Annotated in this window: 12 protein-coding genes; 3 read left to right on the top strand and 9 right to left on the bottom strand. The window is 65.7% G+C overall.

What is annotated here, in order from left to right; all coding sequences use genetic code 11:
* Window positions 1-105 precede the first annotated feature (105 nt).
* The gene (locus ETR14_RS09085) at window positions 106-2811 is read left to right on the top strand and encodes a hypothetical protein (RefSeq protein WP_129384316.1); all 2706 of its coding nucleotides are present in this window, start codon (window positions 106-108) and stop codon (window positions 2809-2811) included.
* A gap of 19 nt (window positions 2812-2830) precedes the next feature.
* Complete coding sequence (locus ETR14_RS09080) at window positions 2831-3247, top strand: flagellar basal body protein (protein WP_129391595.1); 417 nt, start codon at window positions 2831-2833, stop codon at window positions 3245-3247.
* A 403-nt stretch (window positions 3248-3650) separates the two neighbouring features.
* Here ETR14_RS09080 and ETR14_RS09075 read toward each other — a convergent pair whose 3' ends face one another.
* From ETR14_RS09075 to ETR14_RS09065, 3 genes are read right to left on the bottom strand one after another with little or no spacing between them, the layout of a single operon-like run.
* On the bottom strand, window positions 3651-4073 hold the full coding sequence (locus ETR14_RS09075) for a flagellar biosynthesis protein FlgN (RefSeq protein ID WP_129384315.1): 423 nt from the start codon (window positions 4071-4073) through the stop codon (window positions 3651-3653).
* Window positions 4063-4371, bottom strand: a complete 309-nt coding sequence (locus ETR14_RS09070) for a rod-binding protein (protein WP_129384314.1) — start codon at window positions 4369-4371, stop codon at window positions 4063-4065. The genes ETR14_RS09075 and ETR14_RS09070 overlap by 11 nt, the downstream gene beginning before the upstream one ends.
* Before the next feature lie 9 nt (window positions 4372-4380).
* Window positions 4381-5475, bottom strand: coding sequence for a flagellar basal body P-ring protein FlgI (locus tag ETR14_RS09065; RefSeq protein ID WP_129384313.1), 1095 nt, complete (start codon window positions 5473-5475; stop codon window positions 4381-4383).
* A gap of 84 nt (window positions 5476-5559) precedes the next feature.
* Between ETR14_RS09065 and ETR14_RS09060 the strand changes: the two genes are divergently transcribed.
* Window positions 5560-5955, top strand: a complete 396-nt coding sequence (locus ETR14_RS09060) for a flagellar assembly protein FliX (protein WP_165356387.1) — start codon at window positions 5560-5562, stop codon at window positions 5953-5955.
* A gap of 112 nt (window positions 5956-6067) precedes the next feature.
* Here the strand turns inward: ETR14_RS09060 and ETR14_RS09055 are convergent, their stop codons facing one another.
* The 6 genes from ETR14_RS09055 to ETR14_RS09030 all read right to left on the bottom strand — a co-directional run bounded on the left by ETR14_RS09055 (window position 6068) and on the right by ETR14_RS09030 (window position 18212).
* On the bottom strand, window positions 6068-7927 hold the full coding sequence (locus tag ETR14_RS09055) for a methyl-accepting chemotaxis protein (RefSeq protein ID WP_129384311.1): 1860 nt from the start codon (window positions 7925-7927) through the stop codon (window positions 6068-6070).
* A gap of 318 nt (window positions 7928-8245) precedes the next feature.
* Window positions 8246-10081, bottom strand: a complete 1836-nt coding sequence (locus ETR14_RS09050; protein WP_129384310.1) for a methyl-accepting chemotaxis protein — start codon at window positions 10079-10081, stop codon at window positions 8246-8248.
* A 312-nt stretch (window positions 10082-10393) separates the two neighbouring features.
* Complete coding sequence (locus tag ETR14_RS09045) at window positions 10394-12241, bottom strand: methyl-accepting chemotaxis protein (protein WP_129384309.1); 1848 nt, start codon at window positions 12239-12241, stop codon at window positions 10394-10396.
* A 157-nt stretch (window positions 12242-12398) separates the two neighbouring features.
* Window positions 12399-14144, bottom strand: a complete 1746-nt coding sequence (locus tag ETR14_RS09040) for a methyl-accepting chemotaxis protein (RefSeq protein ID WP_165356386.1) — start codon at window positions 14142-14144, stop codon at window positions 12399-12401.
* A 256-nt stretch (window positions 14145-14400) separates the two neighbouring features.
* Window positions 14401-16173 carry a methyl-accepting chemotaxis protein gene (locus tag ETR14_RS09035; RefSeq protein WP_129384307.1) on the bottom strand — a complete coding sequence of 591 codons (1773 nt, stop codon included), beginning with the start codon at window positions 16171-16173 and terminating at the stop codon, window positions 14401-14403.
* 188 nt (window positions 16174-16361) lie between these two features.
* Window positions 16362-18212: a methyl-accepting chemotaxis protein gene (locus tag ETR14_RS09030; RefSeq protein ID WP_129384306.1), complete on the bottom strand. Its 1851-nt coding sequence runs from the start codon at window positions 18210-18212 to the stop codon at window positions 16362-16364.
* Window positions 18213-18450 lie beyond the last annotated feature (238 nt).

Below are 18450 nucleotides of genomic sequence, written 5' to 3'. Positions count from 1 at the left end.
CGCTCAAAGGGGTCTCTCCAAAAAACAGCCTGCCGGACGCGTCGGGCGAGCGGCGCACGTCTATTATAGGATCAGAGAAGAGAGCGGCGGGGGTTTGGTAAACAAATGACTGTGAATTTTTCGAGCGGTTTGGTCGGCCTTTCGATGCTCACCGGCGACACCAGCCTGTTCAGCCTGGTGTCCGAGCTCAAGATCGAATCCAACGCCCTCCGCAAGGCGCGCGCACAGTTCACCTTGGCTCCCGTCGTCGCCCCCTGGCAGGAGGCGAAAAGCACGGTTCCGGTCAGCACCCAGGTCTCCAACATCAAGCGGATGCCGACGATCATCGACAAGCCCACGGCCAAGGATGCGACGCTCAACAAGGACGTGCAGACCACCTTCACCGCGTACAAGGCGCTCGAGCGGCTCCGCCTGCTGACCGAAGCGAGCGCCGCCAAGACGACATCCTCCGCCGAACGCTCCCTGCTGCAGACCGCCTTTTCCAAGGGCCTCGAGGATCTTCAGGATTATCTGGCAGGAGCGCCGTCCGACAAGGTCAAGCTCAGCTTCGGCAATTCCCAGCGGCGCGCCGAGACCGCGCCGGTCGGCACCGTCTACAACGAGAAGACGGTCGGCACGGCGCTGCTCGCAAGCCGCACGGCTGCGCTCGAAGGCGTCGCCGGCAACGAGGTGCTTCAGGTCAAGCTCTCCAAATACGGCGCCACCGAAGCGGTGTCCGTGGATCTGGCGACCACCACCCAGCCGCCGACGCTCGACAGCGTCGCTGCGGCGCTCAACGCCGCCATCGCCACCATTCCGATGCGCGACACCAACGGCAACATCGTCACCGATGCCGACGGCAATCCGACCACCAAATACGGATCCAAGTTCATCGTCGAGAAGACGGGTGAAAAGTGGGGCCTCACCCTGGTCGGATCGGGCGTCGAGGAGGTCGCGCTCGATCAGGTCGGCGCCAAGGATGCGCTCATGGTCGTCACCGGCCAGACCGCGCTCGATGCCCCGGCAACGACGCAGATCATGCGGTTCGACGATCCCGCCGCCACGTCCGTGCGCAAGACGCTGGGCACACTGACCGCGATCGACGCAGATGCCACCGAGCGCGCCAAGAATGCGGCGGACGATGAAAGCAAGGTCAAGGACGTGGTGGTGCGTACCGCCGCACGCGCGATCACCACCGACACGCAAGGCAATTCCTACGTCGTCGGCACCGCCGCCGGCGATCTTGGCAGCAACCATCTCGCCGGAACGGAGGATCTGTTCCTCACCAAGCTCGACAGCGAAGGCAAGGTGCTCTGGCAGCGGACCTTGGGCGCCGCCTCGTCGGCCCAGGGTGCGGCGGTGACCATCGGCGCCAATGGCGACATCGTCGTTGCGGGCACCGTCACCGGTCCGTTCGACGGGTCGGGCAACCAGGATAGCGACATCGTCGTCGTCAAGTTCGACGCCAAAGGCGACGAGACCTTCGCCACCTCGATCCGCGCGGTGGGCAATCAGGAAGCCACCGCCGTGGCCGTGGGTGCGGACGGCACCGTCTTCGTCGGCGGCAAATCGGACAGCGGCGGCGGCGACGCGTTCGTCGGGCGGATCAGCGCGACCGGAACGCTGCAGGAGCGCCGCACGATCAACAGCGGCGGATCGGACACCGTCTCCGCGCTGGCCGTCGGCGCGGACGGCGAGTTGCTCGCGCTGACCCGCGAGAGCGGCACCGCGCGCCTGCGCCGTCTCGACGCCCAGGCCCTGGTCACCGATCTCGGCGCCCTCGATCTCGGCACCATCGATGCCCGCGTGCTCGCGGTCTCGGCCAGCGGTGAAATCGCGGTCGGCGGCGCGACCAGCATCGCCGTTGCCGGCGATCAGGTGAATGCGCTCGGGGGCGGCCGCGATGGCTTCGTCGCCCGGATCGATGCGGATCTCACCAAGGCCACCGTCTCCTATCTCGGCAGCGATGCCGCCGACGAGGTCGACAGTCTCGCCTTCATGGGTGACGATCTCTATGCCGGCGGCCGCACCTCGGGCGTTCTCTCCGGTGCCGCCCGGCAGGGCGCGGTGGACGGATTCGTCGCGCGGATCGATGCCGCCTCCGGCACGGTCGAGAATATCAGTCAGTTCGGCACCTCGGCGCTGCGCACGGAGCCGGTCCGCATCGCCGCCGCCACCGGCGGTGCCGGGATCACCTCTGCGCTCGGTTTCCATCGCGGAACGCTGAACGCCGCCGACTCGTCGAAGCTGGTCGCCAACACCAGCCTTCGTGCCGGCGACGAGTTCACCTTCAAGGTCGACAATGGCACCGAGAAGAAGATCACGATCGGCGCCGACGACACGCTGATCTCGCTGGCCGATCGCATCCGCAAGCTGGCGGGAACCAACGTGACCGTCACCACGCCGCGGAGCGGCACCGGCAACACGCTGCGCATCGAACCCAAGGCGGGCCATACCGTCGCCTTGCTGGAAGGCGCGCAGGGCAAGGACGCGCTCGAGAAACTCGGAATCGATCCGGGCCGCTACAACGTACCGGCTATCGATCCCAAGGCGCAGCGCGTCACGCCCGGTGGCACGTTCGGCCTGATGCTCGAGGATTCGCTCAGCATCGCCAATGTGGCCGATGCGAAATATGCGCTCGGCCAGATTAAATCGGCGGTATCGATGTCCCAGACGGCGTTCCGCTCGCTATATTGGGATCAGATGAAGGCCAATCTGGTCGATGGGGTGAAGGCGACCGGCAAGCCGTCCGCCTATCAGCAGGCGCAGCTCGCAAATTATCAGAGCGCGCTCACCCGGCTGACCAGCGCCAACACCTACACCGGCTTCTAAGGACAGACGCATGAGCGGCATGGGCGGAACCCCCAACCTCTTCCAGGGCATCGAGCGTGCGATGCAGCACCTCTCCGGGCGCCAGAAGGTGATCTCGCAGAACATCGCGAATTCGGAGACTGCCGGCTTCAAGGCCCGCGAAGTCGAAGCTCCGGATTTCAGCGATCTGCTCGCCGCGCAGCAGGGCGGGCCGCGCGTCGCACGTCCGCGGATCAGCATTACCAGCGGAATGGCCGCGCTCGGCGCCAGTCAGCCGCGCGGCGGAAGCGGCATCGTGCTCGATGCCGACACGATGGAAACCAAGCCGGACGGCAACAACGTCACCCTGGAAGAGCAGTTGCTCAAGATGGGCGAGATGCAGGCGGATTTCACCGCGCTGACCAATCTGTACCGCAAGCAGCTCGGCCTGATGAAGGTCGCCACCGGATCGCGCTAAACTTGTGCGGCGCGAGCGGCGTCGCACCTTCGCACAGCATCCGTGCAGGCGCAGGCTAGCGGTCCGAAAAGCGCTTCTGTTCGGATCCTCGTTGCTGCGCGCGGCGTCGGCCGTGCGATTTTCAGCACGCATCGGAACGGCAAGTTTGCTCCTTGCCTTGTGGCCCCGCCGCGGGCGATCGCAGTGCCGCTGCGCAAGCAGGCGACCCTTCTTTTCTCTGACGAATCAACGAGCACGTGGCGTTCGGTTGCCGTGCGCGCCCTGGTGGACCGGCGAGGCGGGGACATCCGCGTGGTCGGACGGCCACGAGGCCGGGCATCATCGTGCGCGGCGTCGGACGAACCTCGGGCGCCGCTGTCGGCGCCGGTCACGATGGCCGGCTGCGTAGCGGCCGGCCACAGGCTCAATAATGTGAGTTGTGGGAGATGGGGGTCGGCAGTTCGAGGCGCGACAGATTGCCGCGTGCGCCATAGACGCTGTGCCGTGTACCGATGATCCGCTTCGCTTCGGCGGTCACCGCCGCCATCATCTCGGTGGTCAGATCGATCTGACGCGAGAGCGCTTCGGCATTGGGGCCGGAGGCGTCCTTGAGCTCGCCAAGGGCTTCGATCAGTTCCGCTTTGGGCTCCTCTTCGAGCGCCTCGAGCCAGTTGGCATCGCTGCGGTCGAGCTCGGTGGTGCGCGCCTCGAGGGCGCCGACCAGGCGCGCCTTGGCGCCGGCGATCTCGTGGATGCCGGCGGATCGGGCGCCGCTGCGGAGCAGTTCGGTTTCCTCGCGCATCAGCGCGGCCAGCGACTTGACGAGGTCGACGAGCTCACTGACCATTTCCGGATCCTCCCTGCATCTTGATCATCTGTTCGAGCACCGCGGGCGCGAGGCCGACGCCGCCGCCCTTGGCCATTTCCTTGCCGAGCGTTTCGGCGAGCACGCCGCGGAACATTTCCTCGCCATGGCCGCCGGAAAATTCATCGCCGGTTTCGACGCTTTCCATCATCAACTTCGCCATCTGGCCGAGGAACACGGCCTCGAAGTCCCGCGCGGTCGCTTCGGCCGAACTCTGCTGCTTCTGCGGCATCGCGCTGCGTCCCGTCGGTGCCGGCAGGCTGCTCTGGATCTCGGTCATGCCAGTTCCTTACTGAACGACGATTTCGGCCTGGAGCGCGCCCGCCGATTTGAGGGCCTGAAGAATGGTGATCAGATCCCGCGGCGACACGCCGAGCGCGTTCAGACCCGAGACGAGCGACCGCAGCGACGAACCGCCGCCGACCATCGCCAGCGATGCGCCGCCGCCGTCGTCGACATTGACGGAGGTTCGCGGCAGCACCACGGTTTCGCCTTCCGAAAGCGGCGCGGGTTGCGATGCGATCGGGTTTTCGGAAACGCTGATCGTCAGCCCGCCCTGCGCGATCGCGACCGGACTGATGCGGACGTCCGCGCTCATCACCACCGTGCCCGCGGCCTCGTTGATGACGACCTTGGCGGCCTGATCGGCGTTGATCTCCAGATTTTCGATGCGGCCGACGAGATCGACCACCGAGCCGCCCTGCGGCGTCAGCTGGACGGTCGCGGGATCGAGCACTTCGGCGCTTCCGGGCGCTTCGCCGTTGATCGCTTCGGCGATCCGGCGGGCGGTGGTGAAATCGGGATTCTTGAGCGCGAGCTTGAGGGTCTGGGCGGATTTTAGCGCGAACGGCACCTCGCGCTCGACGATCGCGCCGCTGGCGATCCGCGCCGACGTGGAGACACCGCGGGTGACGCTGGCACCGGCGCCCTGCGCCTTGAAGCCGGAGACTGCGACCGGGCCCTGGGCGACGGCGTAGATCTCTCCGTCCATCGCCTTCAGCGGAGTCACGATCAGCGTACCGCCCTGCAGGCTGGACGCGTCGCCCATCGCGGACACCTGAACATCGACCTGGCTGCCGCTCCGAGCGAACGGGGGCAGGGTGGCCGTCACCATCACCGCCGCGACGTTCTGGGTGCGCATCTGCGTTCCTTCGACGCTGATGCCCATCCGGCCGAGCATGCCCTTGAGGGATTCTTCGGTGAACGGCGCGTTGCGGGTACGGTCGCCGGTCCCGGCGAGGCCGAAGACCAGGCCGTAGCCGACGAGCTGGTTCGAGCGGACGTTCTCGACGTCCACGATGTCCTTGACGCGCGGGCCGGCAAGCGCCGGCGCGGTTACCGCGGAAGCGGCGATCAGACAGGCTGCGAATATGGTCTTGCGCATTAATCTCTTCGTCAATGGCGATGAGCCGCTCAAGTCTTTATAGGATGGTTAAGAGGGCACGGCCCGATCGAAAGGAAAATCATTGTGCGCATCAACGGCGTGACACCGATCAGTCCCAAGGACCTGAAGCCCGTGCGCGGCGTGCGCGGCCGCTTCACGGTGCCGACCGGCGACGGCGCTCCGAGCGCCACCGGCGCCTTGCAGGCGTTGACCTCGGTCGACATGCTGCTGGCGATGGCATCGGTGGACGACGAGGCGGAACGGCGCCGCCAGATGGCCTCGCACGCCGCCGCAGGTCTCGACGCTCTGGAAGCACTCGATCACGCGGCCGACGAGGAGACCCGGCGGCAGAAAGGCGAGGACTTGGCGGAATGGGCGCAGGGCGTGCCCGACGACGGGCATCCGGAAATCACCCGTATCCTGCGCCAGATCGAGCTTCGTGCGCTCGTCGAGATCGCCAAGATCGAACGCGGCGCCTGAGCCCCCGAGGCGGAGGCCGCCGGCGAACCTTGTCACGCACGAACAGGGCCCGGCTGAGCCGGGCCCCCGAACCGGCTGCGCTCTCGAGGGCGCGGCCGATCTTCGTTAATGCTTAGAAGGCGTTCCAGTCGTCGACTGCGGTCGCGAGGCTGGATTGCAACGCGAGCGCAGTGTTGCCGTGGACCCGAGGAGCAGGCGCAGCCTGACGGGGAGCGCGCACCGGTGTTGGCGCGGCCCTTGCACCCGTTTCGAAGCGTCCGACGAGGCGGGCCAGGCCCGATGCCTCCTCGGCGAGGCTGCGTGCCGCCGCATTGCTTTCCTCGACCATCGCGGCATTCTGCTGCGTGAGCTTGTCCATGTCGGTGACCGAGGTGTTGACCTGGGCGAGGGCAGAGCTCTGCTGATCGGCGGCCATGGCGATCTGGCTGACGAGGCCGGAGACCTCGTCGACCGAGCCGATGATCCGCGCCAGCGCCTTGCCGGCTTCGCCGACCAGAGTGACTCCGCCTTCGACCTGGCGTGAGCTGTTCGAGATCAACGTGCCGATCTCCTGGGCGGCATCGGCCGAGCGCTGGGCAAGCGCGCGCACTTCGTTGGCGACGACCGCGAAGGCACGGCCGGCTTCGCCCGCGTGCGCCGCTTCGACCGATGCGTTGAGCGCGAGAAGGTTGGTCTGGAAGGCGATCTTGTCGATCACCGCGATGATCTTGGTGATCTCCTGAGAGCTCTTCTCGATCTCCGCCATCGCGGCGACGGCGTCGCCGACGACCTTGCTGCTGGCCTGGGCGTCCGCCTGGGTGGCGAGGACGACCTTGTTGGCCTCGCTGGCACCCGCCGCGCTGTTCTGCACGGTCGTGGTGATCTGGGTCATCGCGGCAGCCGTTTCCTCGAGAGAGGCGGCCTGTTGCTCGGTGCGGCGCGACAGATCGTCTGAGGCCTGGCTGATCTCGCCGGACCCGCCATGAATGTTGCCGGTCGAACGCGAGATTTCGATCAACGCGTTGCGCAGCTCGGTCACTGCCGCGTTGAAGTCCTCCTCGAGCTTGCGATAGTCCGCCGGGAAGCTCTTGAGGCTTACGGTGAGGTCGCCTCCGGCGAGGCTGCCGAGCGCGTCGGCAAGATCGGCCACCACCCGCTGTTGGGCGGCATCCGCCTTCGCTTTCTCGACGGCGGCCTGCTCCTGCGCGATCGCCGCGTCACGGAAAACGAGCACCGCCTTGGCCATTGCGCCGACTTCGTCGCCGCGGTCGGTACCGTCGACCTCGACCGCGTTGTTGCCCGCGGCGAGCGCCCGCATCGTCTCCTGCAGGCGCAGGATCGGTCCGCTGATGCCGTTGCGCGCCACGAAAATGCCCGCGCCCAGCGACGCCAGAAGACCGAGGATCGAGATGATCAGCGTTGTCCGCGCCGTTGCTTCGATGTCCTCGCTGAGAGTGTTGGAGGTCGCCTCCGCGTCCGCCACCGCCTTGCGGTTCATCGGCACGAGCGCCTGCTCCATCTTCTCGAACAGCGGCTTCGCGGTGCGCATGACGTTGGTCGCCGCCACTTTGTCGTTGCGAAGACCCAGCGCGATCGCCCGGGTGGTCGCCCCGTGGATATCGTCGAGATCGCGTGCGGTCTGTGCGAGCTGTCCGTCGAGTTCGGGGCGCAGTCCGCGTGCCTCCGCCAGCGCCTTCAGCGCGTCGGCGTAGGTCCGCTTTTCCCATGCTTCGTTGTCGCGGGATTCCTGTGTCCCTCCGTCATAGGCGATCGCGCGGAATCCGGCAGCGCGGATCTCGGCGGTGAAGCGGTGCAACCGGACGAGCCGGATCGTGCCTGCAAGCTTCTTGTCGACCAGATCGGCATAGCGCGTGTCTGCATCCTTGAGCACGCTGTTGGAGTAAAGCGCAAGGCCGAGGCAAAGCGCGCCGAGCAGCGCAAGCAGGGCGAGGATCTTCGCCGAGATCTTTGTATTCTTGAGGAGCTGAGTCACGTTCTGTCTTCCCCGATGGGCGGGCTTGAAGCCCGATTAGAGGCAGCGCGACAGGGGGTGGTTTTCCCGCCCGTCAAGGTCCGGTCGAACCCGTTCGCTTCAGATTCCTCTTTAGGAGACAATTGCGGACAGCATCTCCACCGGCATGGCCTTTCTGCTGTAAATCCGTATGATTACTAAGCCTTTCCCGTGACTTGCCCGCTGCGGCCGGTTTCCGAAGTCCGCTGCGACGGCGCATGCGAGTTGCCGGAGAGGCAGGGAATGAGAAAGGCCGGCGGCATTGCTGCCGCCGGCCCCTCGATCACCAGCGCCGGCCGATCAGAATTCGTTCCAATCGTCCACCGCACTTGCAAGGTTCGATTGCAGCGCAAGAGCGGTATTGCCGCGGACCTGCGGGGGCGCCGCCTTGCGCGCCTTGCGGATCGCTGCCGGAGCGGCCTGCGCGCCCGTCTCGAAGCGGCCGACCAGCCGCGCCAGCCCGGTCGCCTCCTCGGCGAGGCTGCGCGCCGCCGCATTGCTTTCTTCTACCATCGCGGCGTTCTGCTGCGTGACCTTGTCCATCTCGGTGATCGCGGTGTTGACCTGGGCCAGCGCCGAGCTCTGCTGGTCCGCCGCCATCGCGATCTGGCTGACGAGGCCGGAGACTTCGTCGACCGAGCCGATGATCCGGCCGAGCGCCTTGCCGGCCTCGCCGACCAGCGCCACGCCGCCCTCGACCTGCTTCGAGCTGCTCGAGATCAAAGTGCCGATCTCCTGCGCCGCATCGGCCGAGCGCTGGGCAAGCGCGCGCACTTCGTTGGCGACGACCGCGAAGGCGCGACCGGCTTCACCGGCATGCGCCGCTTCCACCGAGGCGTTGAGCGCGAGAAGGTTGGTCTGAAAGGCGATCTTGTCGATCACCTCGATGATCTTGGTGATCTCCTGCGAGCTCTTCTCGATCTCGGCCATCGCGGCGACCGCATCCGAGACGACCTTGCTGCTCTCCTGCGCATCCGCCTGGGTGGCGAGCACCAGCTTGTTGGCCTGGTTGGCACCGGCGGCGCTGTTGTGGACCGTCGTCGTGATCTGCGTCATCGCAGCCGCGGTTTCCTCGAGCGAAGCCGCCTGCTGCTCGGTGCGGCGCGACAGATCGTCCGAGGCCTGGCTGATCTCGCCCGAGCCGCCGTGAATGTTGGTGGTCGACGCAGCGATCGAGGTCATCGCCGACCGCAGCTCGGTAACTGCCGCGTTGAAATCGTCCTGCAGCTTGGCGTAATCGGCCGGGAAGTTCTTGAGCTCGGCGGTGAGATCGCCCGAGGCCAGCTGGCCCAGGCCATTGCCGACTTCCGACACGATCCGCTGCTGTTCGGCATCGCTCCGCGCCTTATCGGCCTTCGCCTTTTCCTCGGCAACGGCAGTGTCACGGAACACGCTAACCGCCGAGGCCATCGCGCCGATCTCGTCGCTGCGGTCCGCGCCGGGGATCTGCACTTTGGTATCGCCGGCCGCCAGGCGCCCCATGACGGAAGTCATGTTGGTGATCGGCCGTGCGATGACGCTGGACAGCAGCCATCCGAGCGCACCGGCACACAGGATCGCCAGGGCCGCACCGACCCACAAGGTGGTCATTGCCGAGTCATTCGCCGAGTCCATCTCGGCCTGCTGGCCGGCGATGTAGCCCGCGGAGGCCTTCTGCATGTCGGCCACGATCTCACGGACCTTGGACAATTGCTTCTGACCGGAGATTTGCTGCGCGCGGCCTCGGGTCGCCGGATCGCGGGCGAGGCTGATCAGTTCGGCGAAGCGGCGATCGTTCAGATCCCGGACTTCCTCTTTCAGCGCGACCAGACGCTCCTTCTGATCCTGCTTGCGGGTGGTGGCAAAGCCCTCCGCTTCCTTCTCGAAGACCCTCTTGCTCTCTTCATACTCCTCAAGCAGCTCGGGCCGGCCGAGCATCGCGAACCCGCGCAGGGCGTTTTCCTGCTGAATGATGGCACTGAGCATGCCTTGGCCATGGCCGGAAACGCGCACGGTGACGGCGTTAGCCTCTGCGGCCGCCGTCAGGGTGTTAAGGCTCGAGGTGATGAAGATCGCCGCCGCGATGAACGTTGCGATGACCACGGCAAAGGCCGTCGTGATCTTGGCGGGTATCCGCATTCGATTGAAGAAGTTCATGATGACTTTCCTGAGGCTGCCGCGGATGGGGTTCACGGTGCCGGCTGACCTGAGACGTGACGCGTCGCGTCGCGTCCTCGTCAAGTCGCTGCTTCCGATCGCGATCCAGCGATTATATCCTGATATTCATAGGAAAACTTTCGAGCGTGTCGCGCTCCCGCCGGGCTTTTCTACCCGGAGCTTCCCAGGCGCGTCCTATCCCGTCCGGACTTCGCCAGGTCCCTGGTCACCGCCTGCCTGGCTCCGCCGGACACGAGAAGGCCGGCGACATCGCTGCCGCCGGCCATCCTTGAAGCACAGGTCCGAAAGGGCTCAGAATTCGTTCCAATCGTCTGCCGAGGCGAACGGCGTCGCCTTCAGCGCGGTGTTGCCGGCCGTCCGGCCGCGCGGCTGGGGGGCAGCGGCAGGCGCCTTCCGCGTGGGAAGCGCGACCACCCGGGCTGCCTGGGGGCCGGTGTCGAAGCGGCCGACCATGCCGGCCAGGCCGCTCGCTTCGTCCGCGAGGCTGCGCGCGGCGGCGTTGCTCTCCTCGACCATCGCCGCATTCTGCTGAGTGACCTTGTCCATCTCGCTGATCGCGCTGTTGACTTGGGCGAGTGCCGAGCTCTGCTGATCCGCCGCCATCGCGATCTGGCTGACGAGGCCGGAGACCTCGTCGACCGAGCCGATGATCCGGGTCAGCGCCTTGCCGGCTTCGCCGACGAGGGCAACCCCGCCATCGACCTGGCGTGAGCTGTTCGAGATCAGGGTACCGATCTCCTGCGCCGCATCGGCCGAGCGCTGCGCCAGCGCGCGCACTTCGTTCGCCACGACAGCGAAGGCGCGGCCCGCTTCACCCGCCTGTGCGGCTTCGACAGAGGCGTTGAGCGCGAGCAGATTGGTCTGAAAAGCGATCTTGTCGATCACCTCGATGATCTTGGTGATCTCCTGGCTCGACTTCTCGATCTCGGCCATCGCGGCCACGGCATCGCCGACGACCTTGCTGCTCTCCTGCGCGTCTGCCTGGGTGGCGAGGACCAGTTTGTTGGCCTGGTTGGCGCCGGCGGCGCTGTTCTGGACGGTGGCGGTGATCTGCGTCATCGCGGCGGCGGTTTCCTCGAGCGAGGCGGCCTGCTGCTCGGTGCGGCGCGACAGATCGTCCGACGCCTGGCTGATCTCGCCCGAGCCGCCATGGATGTTGGCGGTGGAGCGCGAGATGTCGAGGAGCGCGGTGCGCAGCGCGGTGACCGCAGCGTTAAAGTCTTCCTCCAGCTTGCGATACTCGGCAGGGAAGTTGGTCAAGGTGACGGTGAGGTCACCGCCCGAAAGCCTGCCGAGCGCATCGGCGAGCTCGTTGACGACCGCGGTCTGCGCGGCATCGGCGCGCGCCTTCTCCGCAGCGGTCTTCTCCTGGGCGACAGCCGCGTCTCGGAAGACCATGACCGCCTTGGCCATCTGGCCGACCTCGTCGGCGCGTTCGGAATTGGGCACGTCGACCTTGTTGTCGCCGGCGGCCAAACGTCCCATCACGCCGATCATGCCGCGTACCGGAACCGCGATCATCCTTGCGAGGAGCACGTTCATCAGGATCGCTATGCCGACCGCCGCGAGCGCGCCGATGATCAGGGTGACGATCGTCAGGCTGTAGGCATCATTCTGTTCGCCGGTGCGGATTTCGATCCGCTCTTGGGCGGCATCGAGCAACTCCTTGCCGATCGCACGGGCTTCGGAGAGATCGGCAAGGTCCGAGAGATTGGCCGAGGCTTGGGCGCGGGTCGCCGGGTTGGCCGCGAGCTGGATCAGGCGGTCCGCTTTCGCGCCATACGCATCCATCGCCTTCTGCAGCTTGGCCCCGCGCGCCTTTTGCGCCTCCTGGGTCGTCGTCTCGATGAAGCTGGCGACATCCTTCTCGAACGCGCTCTTGGCTTGGCGGTAGTCGTCGGCAAAGCGCGCCTCGCCCGTGGCGGCATAAGCATGAAGCGCCGTCTGCTGCTCCAGTGCCTCTCCCATCGCCTGCTGCGCGAGGCCCTTCAGCATGTTCGAACGGATGTTCGAATTGCTCGCGTCCTGAATCGAGGTCGCGCTGGAATAGACGAGATAGTTGCAGGTCAGTGACGCGAGAATGACGGCGGCGAAGCCGAGCGTCAGCTTGCGCGAGACTGGAAGGTTGCTGATGTTCACGTGAGGACCCCTGAAGGACGGTTTCTATGCTTTATAGACCCTGAGCCCCCGGCAAGCTGGAGCACCCTGCGGAAATCCGGCGTGTGTCTTCGGGCAAGAAGGCCGGCGACATAGCTGTCGCCGGCCTTCCTCTTCATCGTCAGGGTAGGTGGGATGTTTAGAATTCGTTCCAGTCATCCGCCGAGGGCGATGGCTTCAGCGCCGTATTCCCGACCACGCGCGCGGGTGCAGGCGCCGCCGCTTTGCGGGTCGGAATTGGGACGATTCGTCCCGGCGCGGCGCTGCCAGTTTCGAAACGGCCGACCAACTGCGTCAGACCGGTGGCCTCGTCCGCGAGGCTGCGTGCGGCGGCGTTGCTTTCTTCGACCATCGCCGCGTTCTGCTGAGTGACCTTGTCCATCTCGGTGATCGCGGTGTTGACCTGCGCCAGCGCCGAGCTCTGCTGATCCGCCGCCATCGCGATCTGGCTGACGAGGCCCGAAACCTCGTCGACCGAGCCGATGATGCGGCCGAGCGCCTTGCCGGCTTCGCCGACCAAAGTGACGCCGCCTTCGACCTGCTTGGAGCTGTTGGAGATCAAAGTGCCGATCTCCTGCGCCGCATCGGCCGAACGCTGGGCAAGCGCGCGCACCTCGTTTGCGACCACCGCGAAGGCACGGCCGGCTTCACCGGCATGTGCCGCTTCCACCGACGCGTTGAGCGCGAGCAGATTGGTCTGGAAGGCGATCTTGTCGATCACTTCGATGATCTTTGAGATTTCCTGGCTCGACTTCTCGATTTCGGCCATTGCCGCCACCGCGTCGGAGACGACCTTGCTGCTCTCCTGCGCATCGGCCTGAGTGGCAAGCACGAGCTTGTTCGCCTCGTTGGCACCGGCCGCGCTGTTCTGCACGGTCGTCGTGATTTCGGTCATCGCCGCAGCGGTTTCCTCGAGCGAAGCCGCCTGTTGCTCGGTGCGCCGGGAGAGATCGTCCGAAGCCTGGCTGATCTCGCCCGAGCCGCCATGGATGTTGGCGGTGGACCGGGAGATGTCGACCAGCGCGTCGCGAAGCGCGCCCACGGCGGCGTTGAAATCCTCTTCGAGCTTGCGATAGTCACCGGGGAAGTTCTTGAGGCTGGTGGTGAGATCGCCTTCCGAGAGACGGCCGAGTGCGCCGGCAAGCTCGGTGACGACCTGGTTCTGTGTCGCTTCGGTACGCGCCTTCTCCGCCGCAGCCTTCTCCTGTTCGATGGCGGCGTCGCGGAAGACGAGTACGGCCTTGGCCATAGCGCCGACTTCGTCGCCGCGATCGGCATTGGGAACCTCAACCTGATTGTCACCGGAAGCAAGGCGGCCCATCACGGCCGTCATGCCGGCAATCGGCTTGGCCAGCATGCCCGAGAGCAAGGTCGCGAGAGCGATGGCCAGTCCGATGAGCACCAGGGCGCCGACGATCAATGCGGTGTAGCAAGCGGAGATGGCGTCCTCGCGCGCCTTTGCACGCTGGTTCAGCTTCGCGCTCTGATCGGTACGAACCGCTTTGAGGAAGTCGATGATGTGGCCCATGCGCGCTTTGTCGCCTGCGGCGATGATCGCCTGCTGCGCGCCCATGCGATCGCCGCTTTGCACCAGTTTGATCTGCGGGTCAGCCCAATCCCCCCGCCACTGCTCGAGCGCCGCCGAAGCATCCTTGATGTGCTGGATGTTCTCGGGGCTGGAGAGATGGGAAAGAGCCTCGTCGCGAGCTCCGGCGAATTCCGCGATGCTGTCGCGGTAGGGTTCGAGCATCGTCGATTGCGCCGTGATCATGTAGCCCCGCAACTGACCCTGCTGCCGATTGACGGCCTTCTCCATCGTCTCGGTTGCGCTGATGATCTGCTGGGTGCGCCGTTCGTCGGCCGCAGCCTCGTCTGAGACTTTCAACTTCCAATAGATGGATGCCGAGACTAGCAACGATATCGCGACGACGAGAGCGAATGACAGGGCAAGCTTCCGAGATACGCGTAAATTCTTGAGCATTGGCTACTCCAGGTTGGGGGCGCTGCATTGGCAACACTTCCCTCTCCACTGAGAAGCTGCGATTCGACTACATTATAGAAGATGAAATCGCGGTTCTGTGCCTCGTGCTGACTTTCCTTTATGGTTTCCTCAACCCGTCGTGGAGCCCCCAAGCGGGATGTCAGGCCGCCCGCGCACTCATGCTGTGTGCGCCATCCGACCGTCTCGCATTGGCGGCGACGCCGGTATCGAACCGCCCGACGAGGGTGGCGAGACCGCTGGCCTCGTCGGCCAGGTTGCGCGCCGCCGCCGTGCTCTGCTCCACCATCGCCGCGTTCTGCTGGGTGACCTTGTCCATGTCGGCGATGCCGGCGCTGACTTCGACGAGAGCGGATGTCTGCTGGTCCGCAGTGTGGGCAATTTCGGACACGATCGCGCTGACGCTGCCGATTTCGGCGATGATCGCGTGCAAGGCGCGGCCGGCCTCGCCGACCAGCCCGACACCCGCTTGAACCTGCTCAGCGCTGGTCGAGATGAGGGTCGTGATTTCGTGTGCGGCTTCGGCGGAACGCTGCGCGAGCGCTCGTACTTCGTTGGCGACGATCGCGAAGGCGCGGCCCGCTTCGCCCGCGTGAGCGGCCTCGACGCTGGCGTTGAGCGCGAGCAGATTGGTCTGGAAGGCGATCTTCTCGATCACGTCGATGATCTTGGTGATCTCCTGCGAGCTCTGCTCGATTCTGGTCATCGCCTGCACCGCGGACGCGACGACGCTTTCGCTGGCGCCGGCCTGATCGCGCACGGCGTTCGCCAATTTCTGCGCGTCGGCGGCGCGCGCCGCGCTGGCGCGGACGGTTTCCATGATCTGCGTCATCGCCGCAGAGGTCTCTTCGAGCGCGGCGGCGCTCTGTTCGGTGCGGCGCGAAAGATCGTCGGCGGCATGGCTGATCTCGCCCGATCCGCCGTGAAGCGACTGAGCGGTGCCGACGATTGCCGTCATAGCGTCGCGAAGCTGGTCGGCGGCTGCGTTGAAATCGTCCTTGAGCTGGGCGTAAGCGGGCGGAACCTCACCCACCTGGGCGGTGAGATCGCCCTGCGCCAGCTGATGGAGCGAGGCCGCGATGGCGGCGACCGCGACGCGCTGCTCCTCGTCCGCCTTCGCCTTCTGGATCGCCGTTTCGCGGAAAACGAGGACGGTGCGGGCGATGGTTCCGACTTCGTCCTTTCGCGTCGTCCCGGGGACGTCGACCGAAAGGTCGCCCTGGGCGAGACGGTCGACCGCCTGGGTCATTCCGACCAACGGCTGAAACAGCTCGCGTGCGAAACGTCGGCAGAGGAACGCGACGATCAAGGTGATGACGAGGGCGATCCCGGCGAGGGTCAATCCGATGACGTTCACGCTGGACAGGAAATCGTCGGCAGGAACGCCGACGTAGAGGACTCCGACGACCTTGCCGCTGCTGTCCTTGATCGGATCGTAAGCGGTGAAATAGGAGGTGCCGAGGATCTCGGCGCGCCCACGGAAAGGCTCGCCGCGCTTCAGCACCGCGTCATAGGTCGGGCCGGCGGCAAGCTTGGTACCGACGGCGCGGCCGCCATCCTCTTTCTTGACGTTGGTCGAGATCCTTGTGTCGAGCGCGAAGATGGTGGCGGTGCCGCCGACGAGCTGCTTGATCCGGTCGACCGCCTCGTAGCGGCCATTCAGCGCGACATTGCCGGCGTAGAGGGTTTCGCCGTCGAGACGCAGGTCGCGGCCATATTGGCCGAGCACGTCCCACGCGACCCGCATGTTGGTTTCCTGCCGTTCTATCGCCCGTTCTTCGGCGTCTGCGTAGAGGAAGTGGGTGGTCGCGAAGAAGCTGACCAGGCTGAGCGCAATCAGCGCCAGCACGATCATCAGGGTGACTTTCGCCTGCAGGGCGAGAGCATCGGCGCGGGCGCGCAGCGTGGAAAGCATGTACAAACCTCTTGAACGCGCGGGCTCCTTCCGTTTGCACGGGATCCGCAGCTTTGTAGTGATGTAGACGCATTTTCGAACGGGCGCGGGCCTTTAGGCTGTATTTCAACGCGTTGCGGACCGCGCAGAGCGCAAAAGGCCGACGGCATCGCTGCCGCCGGCCCTCTGTCGCACGATGGCGATCTTGCTTAGAATTCGTTCCAATCATCGTCCGAGGCGGCGGGCTTCAGCGCGGTGTTGCCGACGCTGCGCGCGGGCTGGCGGACCGCCTTCCGCGTCGACGTGGGCGCCGGCGCCGCGGCTCGGGCGGGGAGCGGAACGACTCTCGCCGTCTCGGCACCGGTGTTGAAGCGGCCGATCAGCTGGGCGAGACCGGTCGCCTCGTCGGAAAGGCTGCGCGCGGCGGCGTTGCTTTCCTCGACCATCGCGGCGTTCTGCTGGGTGACCTTGTCCATCTCGGTGATCGCGGTGTTGACCTGGGCCAGTGCCGAGCTCTGCTGGTCCGCGGCCATTGCGATCTGGCTGACGAGGCCCGAGACTTCGTCGACCGAGCCGATGATCCGGCCGAGCGCCTTGCCGGCCTCGCCGACCAGGGTTACGCCGCCTTCGACCTGCTTCGAGCTGTTGGAGATCAAGGTGCCGATCTCCTGCGCCGCATCGGCCGAGCGCTGGGCAAGCGCCCGCACTTCGTTGGCGACGACCGCAAAGGCGCGCCCTGCTTCACCGGCATGCGCGGCTTCGACCGACGCATTGAGCGCGAGGAGATTGGTCTGAAAGGCGATCTTGTCGATCACCTCGATGATCTTGGTGATCTCCTGCGAGCTCTTCTCGATCTCGGCCATCGCGGCGACTGCATCCGAGACGACCTTGCTGCTCTCCTGCGCATCCGCCTGGGTGGCGCGGACCAGCTTGTTGGCCTCGTTCGCACCCGTCGCGCTGTTCTGCACCGTCGCGGTGATCTGCGTCATCGCGGCGGCGGTTTCCTCGAGAGAGGCGGCCTGTTGCTCGGTGCGGCGGGAGAGGTCGTCCGAGGCCTGGCTGATCTCGTTCGAGCCTCCCTGGATGTTGCCGGTGGCGCGGGCAATGGTCGCCATCGCCTCCTGGAGCTCGCCGACCGCGGCGTTGAAATCGGTCTTGAGCTTCTCGAACTCCGGCGGGAAGGCCATGTCGAGCGAGCAGGTGAGGTCGCCGGAGGCGAGGGCGGAGAGGCCTCCCGCCAGGGCCGTCGTCACCCGCTCCTGCACCGCAGCGGCGTCGGCTGCACGCACGCGCTCCTTCTCGACGACGGACGAACGGAAGCTGTCGACCGCGCGCGAGATGTCGCCGATTTCGTCCTGCTGCGTCGTGTTCGGCACCACCGCTTCCGGATCCTTGGCGAGGCCGCGGATCGTGTCGGCAAGCGCCTTGATCGGCTCGGCAACCTTGCGGGTGACGACGAAGAAGGACACGGCGATCGCAGCAAGCGCTGCAAGCGCCAGCAGGATCATCACGAACGTCATCGTGGCGCTGAAGCCCTTGGCTGCGCTCGCTTCCGTGTTGGCCGCCTCGATGTTGAGCTGAGAAAGCTTTCCGGTGAGGGAGGTGATCGGTACCACGGCTGCCGCCGTCTCCGACTCCCAGCCGTTGAGCGCGTCCATGCTGCCCGAGTCCAGGATGCGCTGAAGTTCGTCGAGATCGTGCTGGGACTTCGCGATCGCGTCCTGCGCGTCCTTGGCGAGTTTGCCTTCCTCGCCATCCATCGGCGTGGACATATATTCGTCGAAATGCTTCTTGCCGGCAATCCGGCTCTCGCGGACGGTGCGCGCGCCTTCGGCGAACGAAATGTCCTCGTTGCGGACCTTGTGGCCGACTTCCACCACACCCAGTGCGAACGCATCCTGGGTCTTCTTCAGCTGGTCGAGGGCGACCACGCGATTGTCGACGAGGTCGTCGAATCCTGCCTCATTGGCTTTGCCGACGTAATAGCCGGTGCCGCAAATGGAGATGATCGACGCCCCGAGGACGCCGAGGCAGGTCAGCAATTTCATTCGAAGCGTCATCTGTCGGCTCCTGTTCGAAGCAAAGCCGCAGTCGCAGGGCGGAATATGGACGCGATCCGCTCGCGTGAGCGGGTCCGTGCCGGTCCTGTCCGCCGCCGAAGCGGTCTTTGCCGAGTTTCTTCGAATCTTTCATAGGAACGTTCCGGCGTGGACTCGCCCATTGTCACCGAAATGACGCAATCACGGATCGTTCGACTGCGTCTGCTGTCGTTCTGAAAAGGTCTTGGATGGCTACTTA

Source organism: Sphingosinicella sp. BN140058 (assembly GCF_004135585.1).
In the GTDB taxonomy this organism is placed as follows: Bacteria; Pseudomonadota; Alphaproteobacteria; order Sphingomonadales; family Sphingomonadaceae; genus Allosphingosinicella.
Note: the sequence above shows the minus strand (reverse complement) of the source record. Positions and strands in the feature narration are given on the sequence as shown.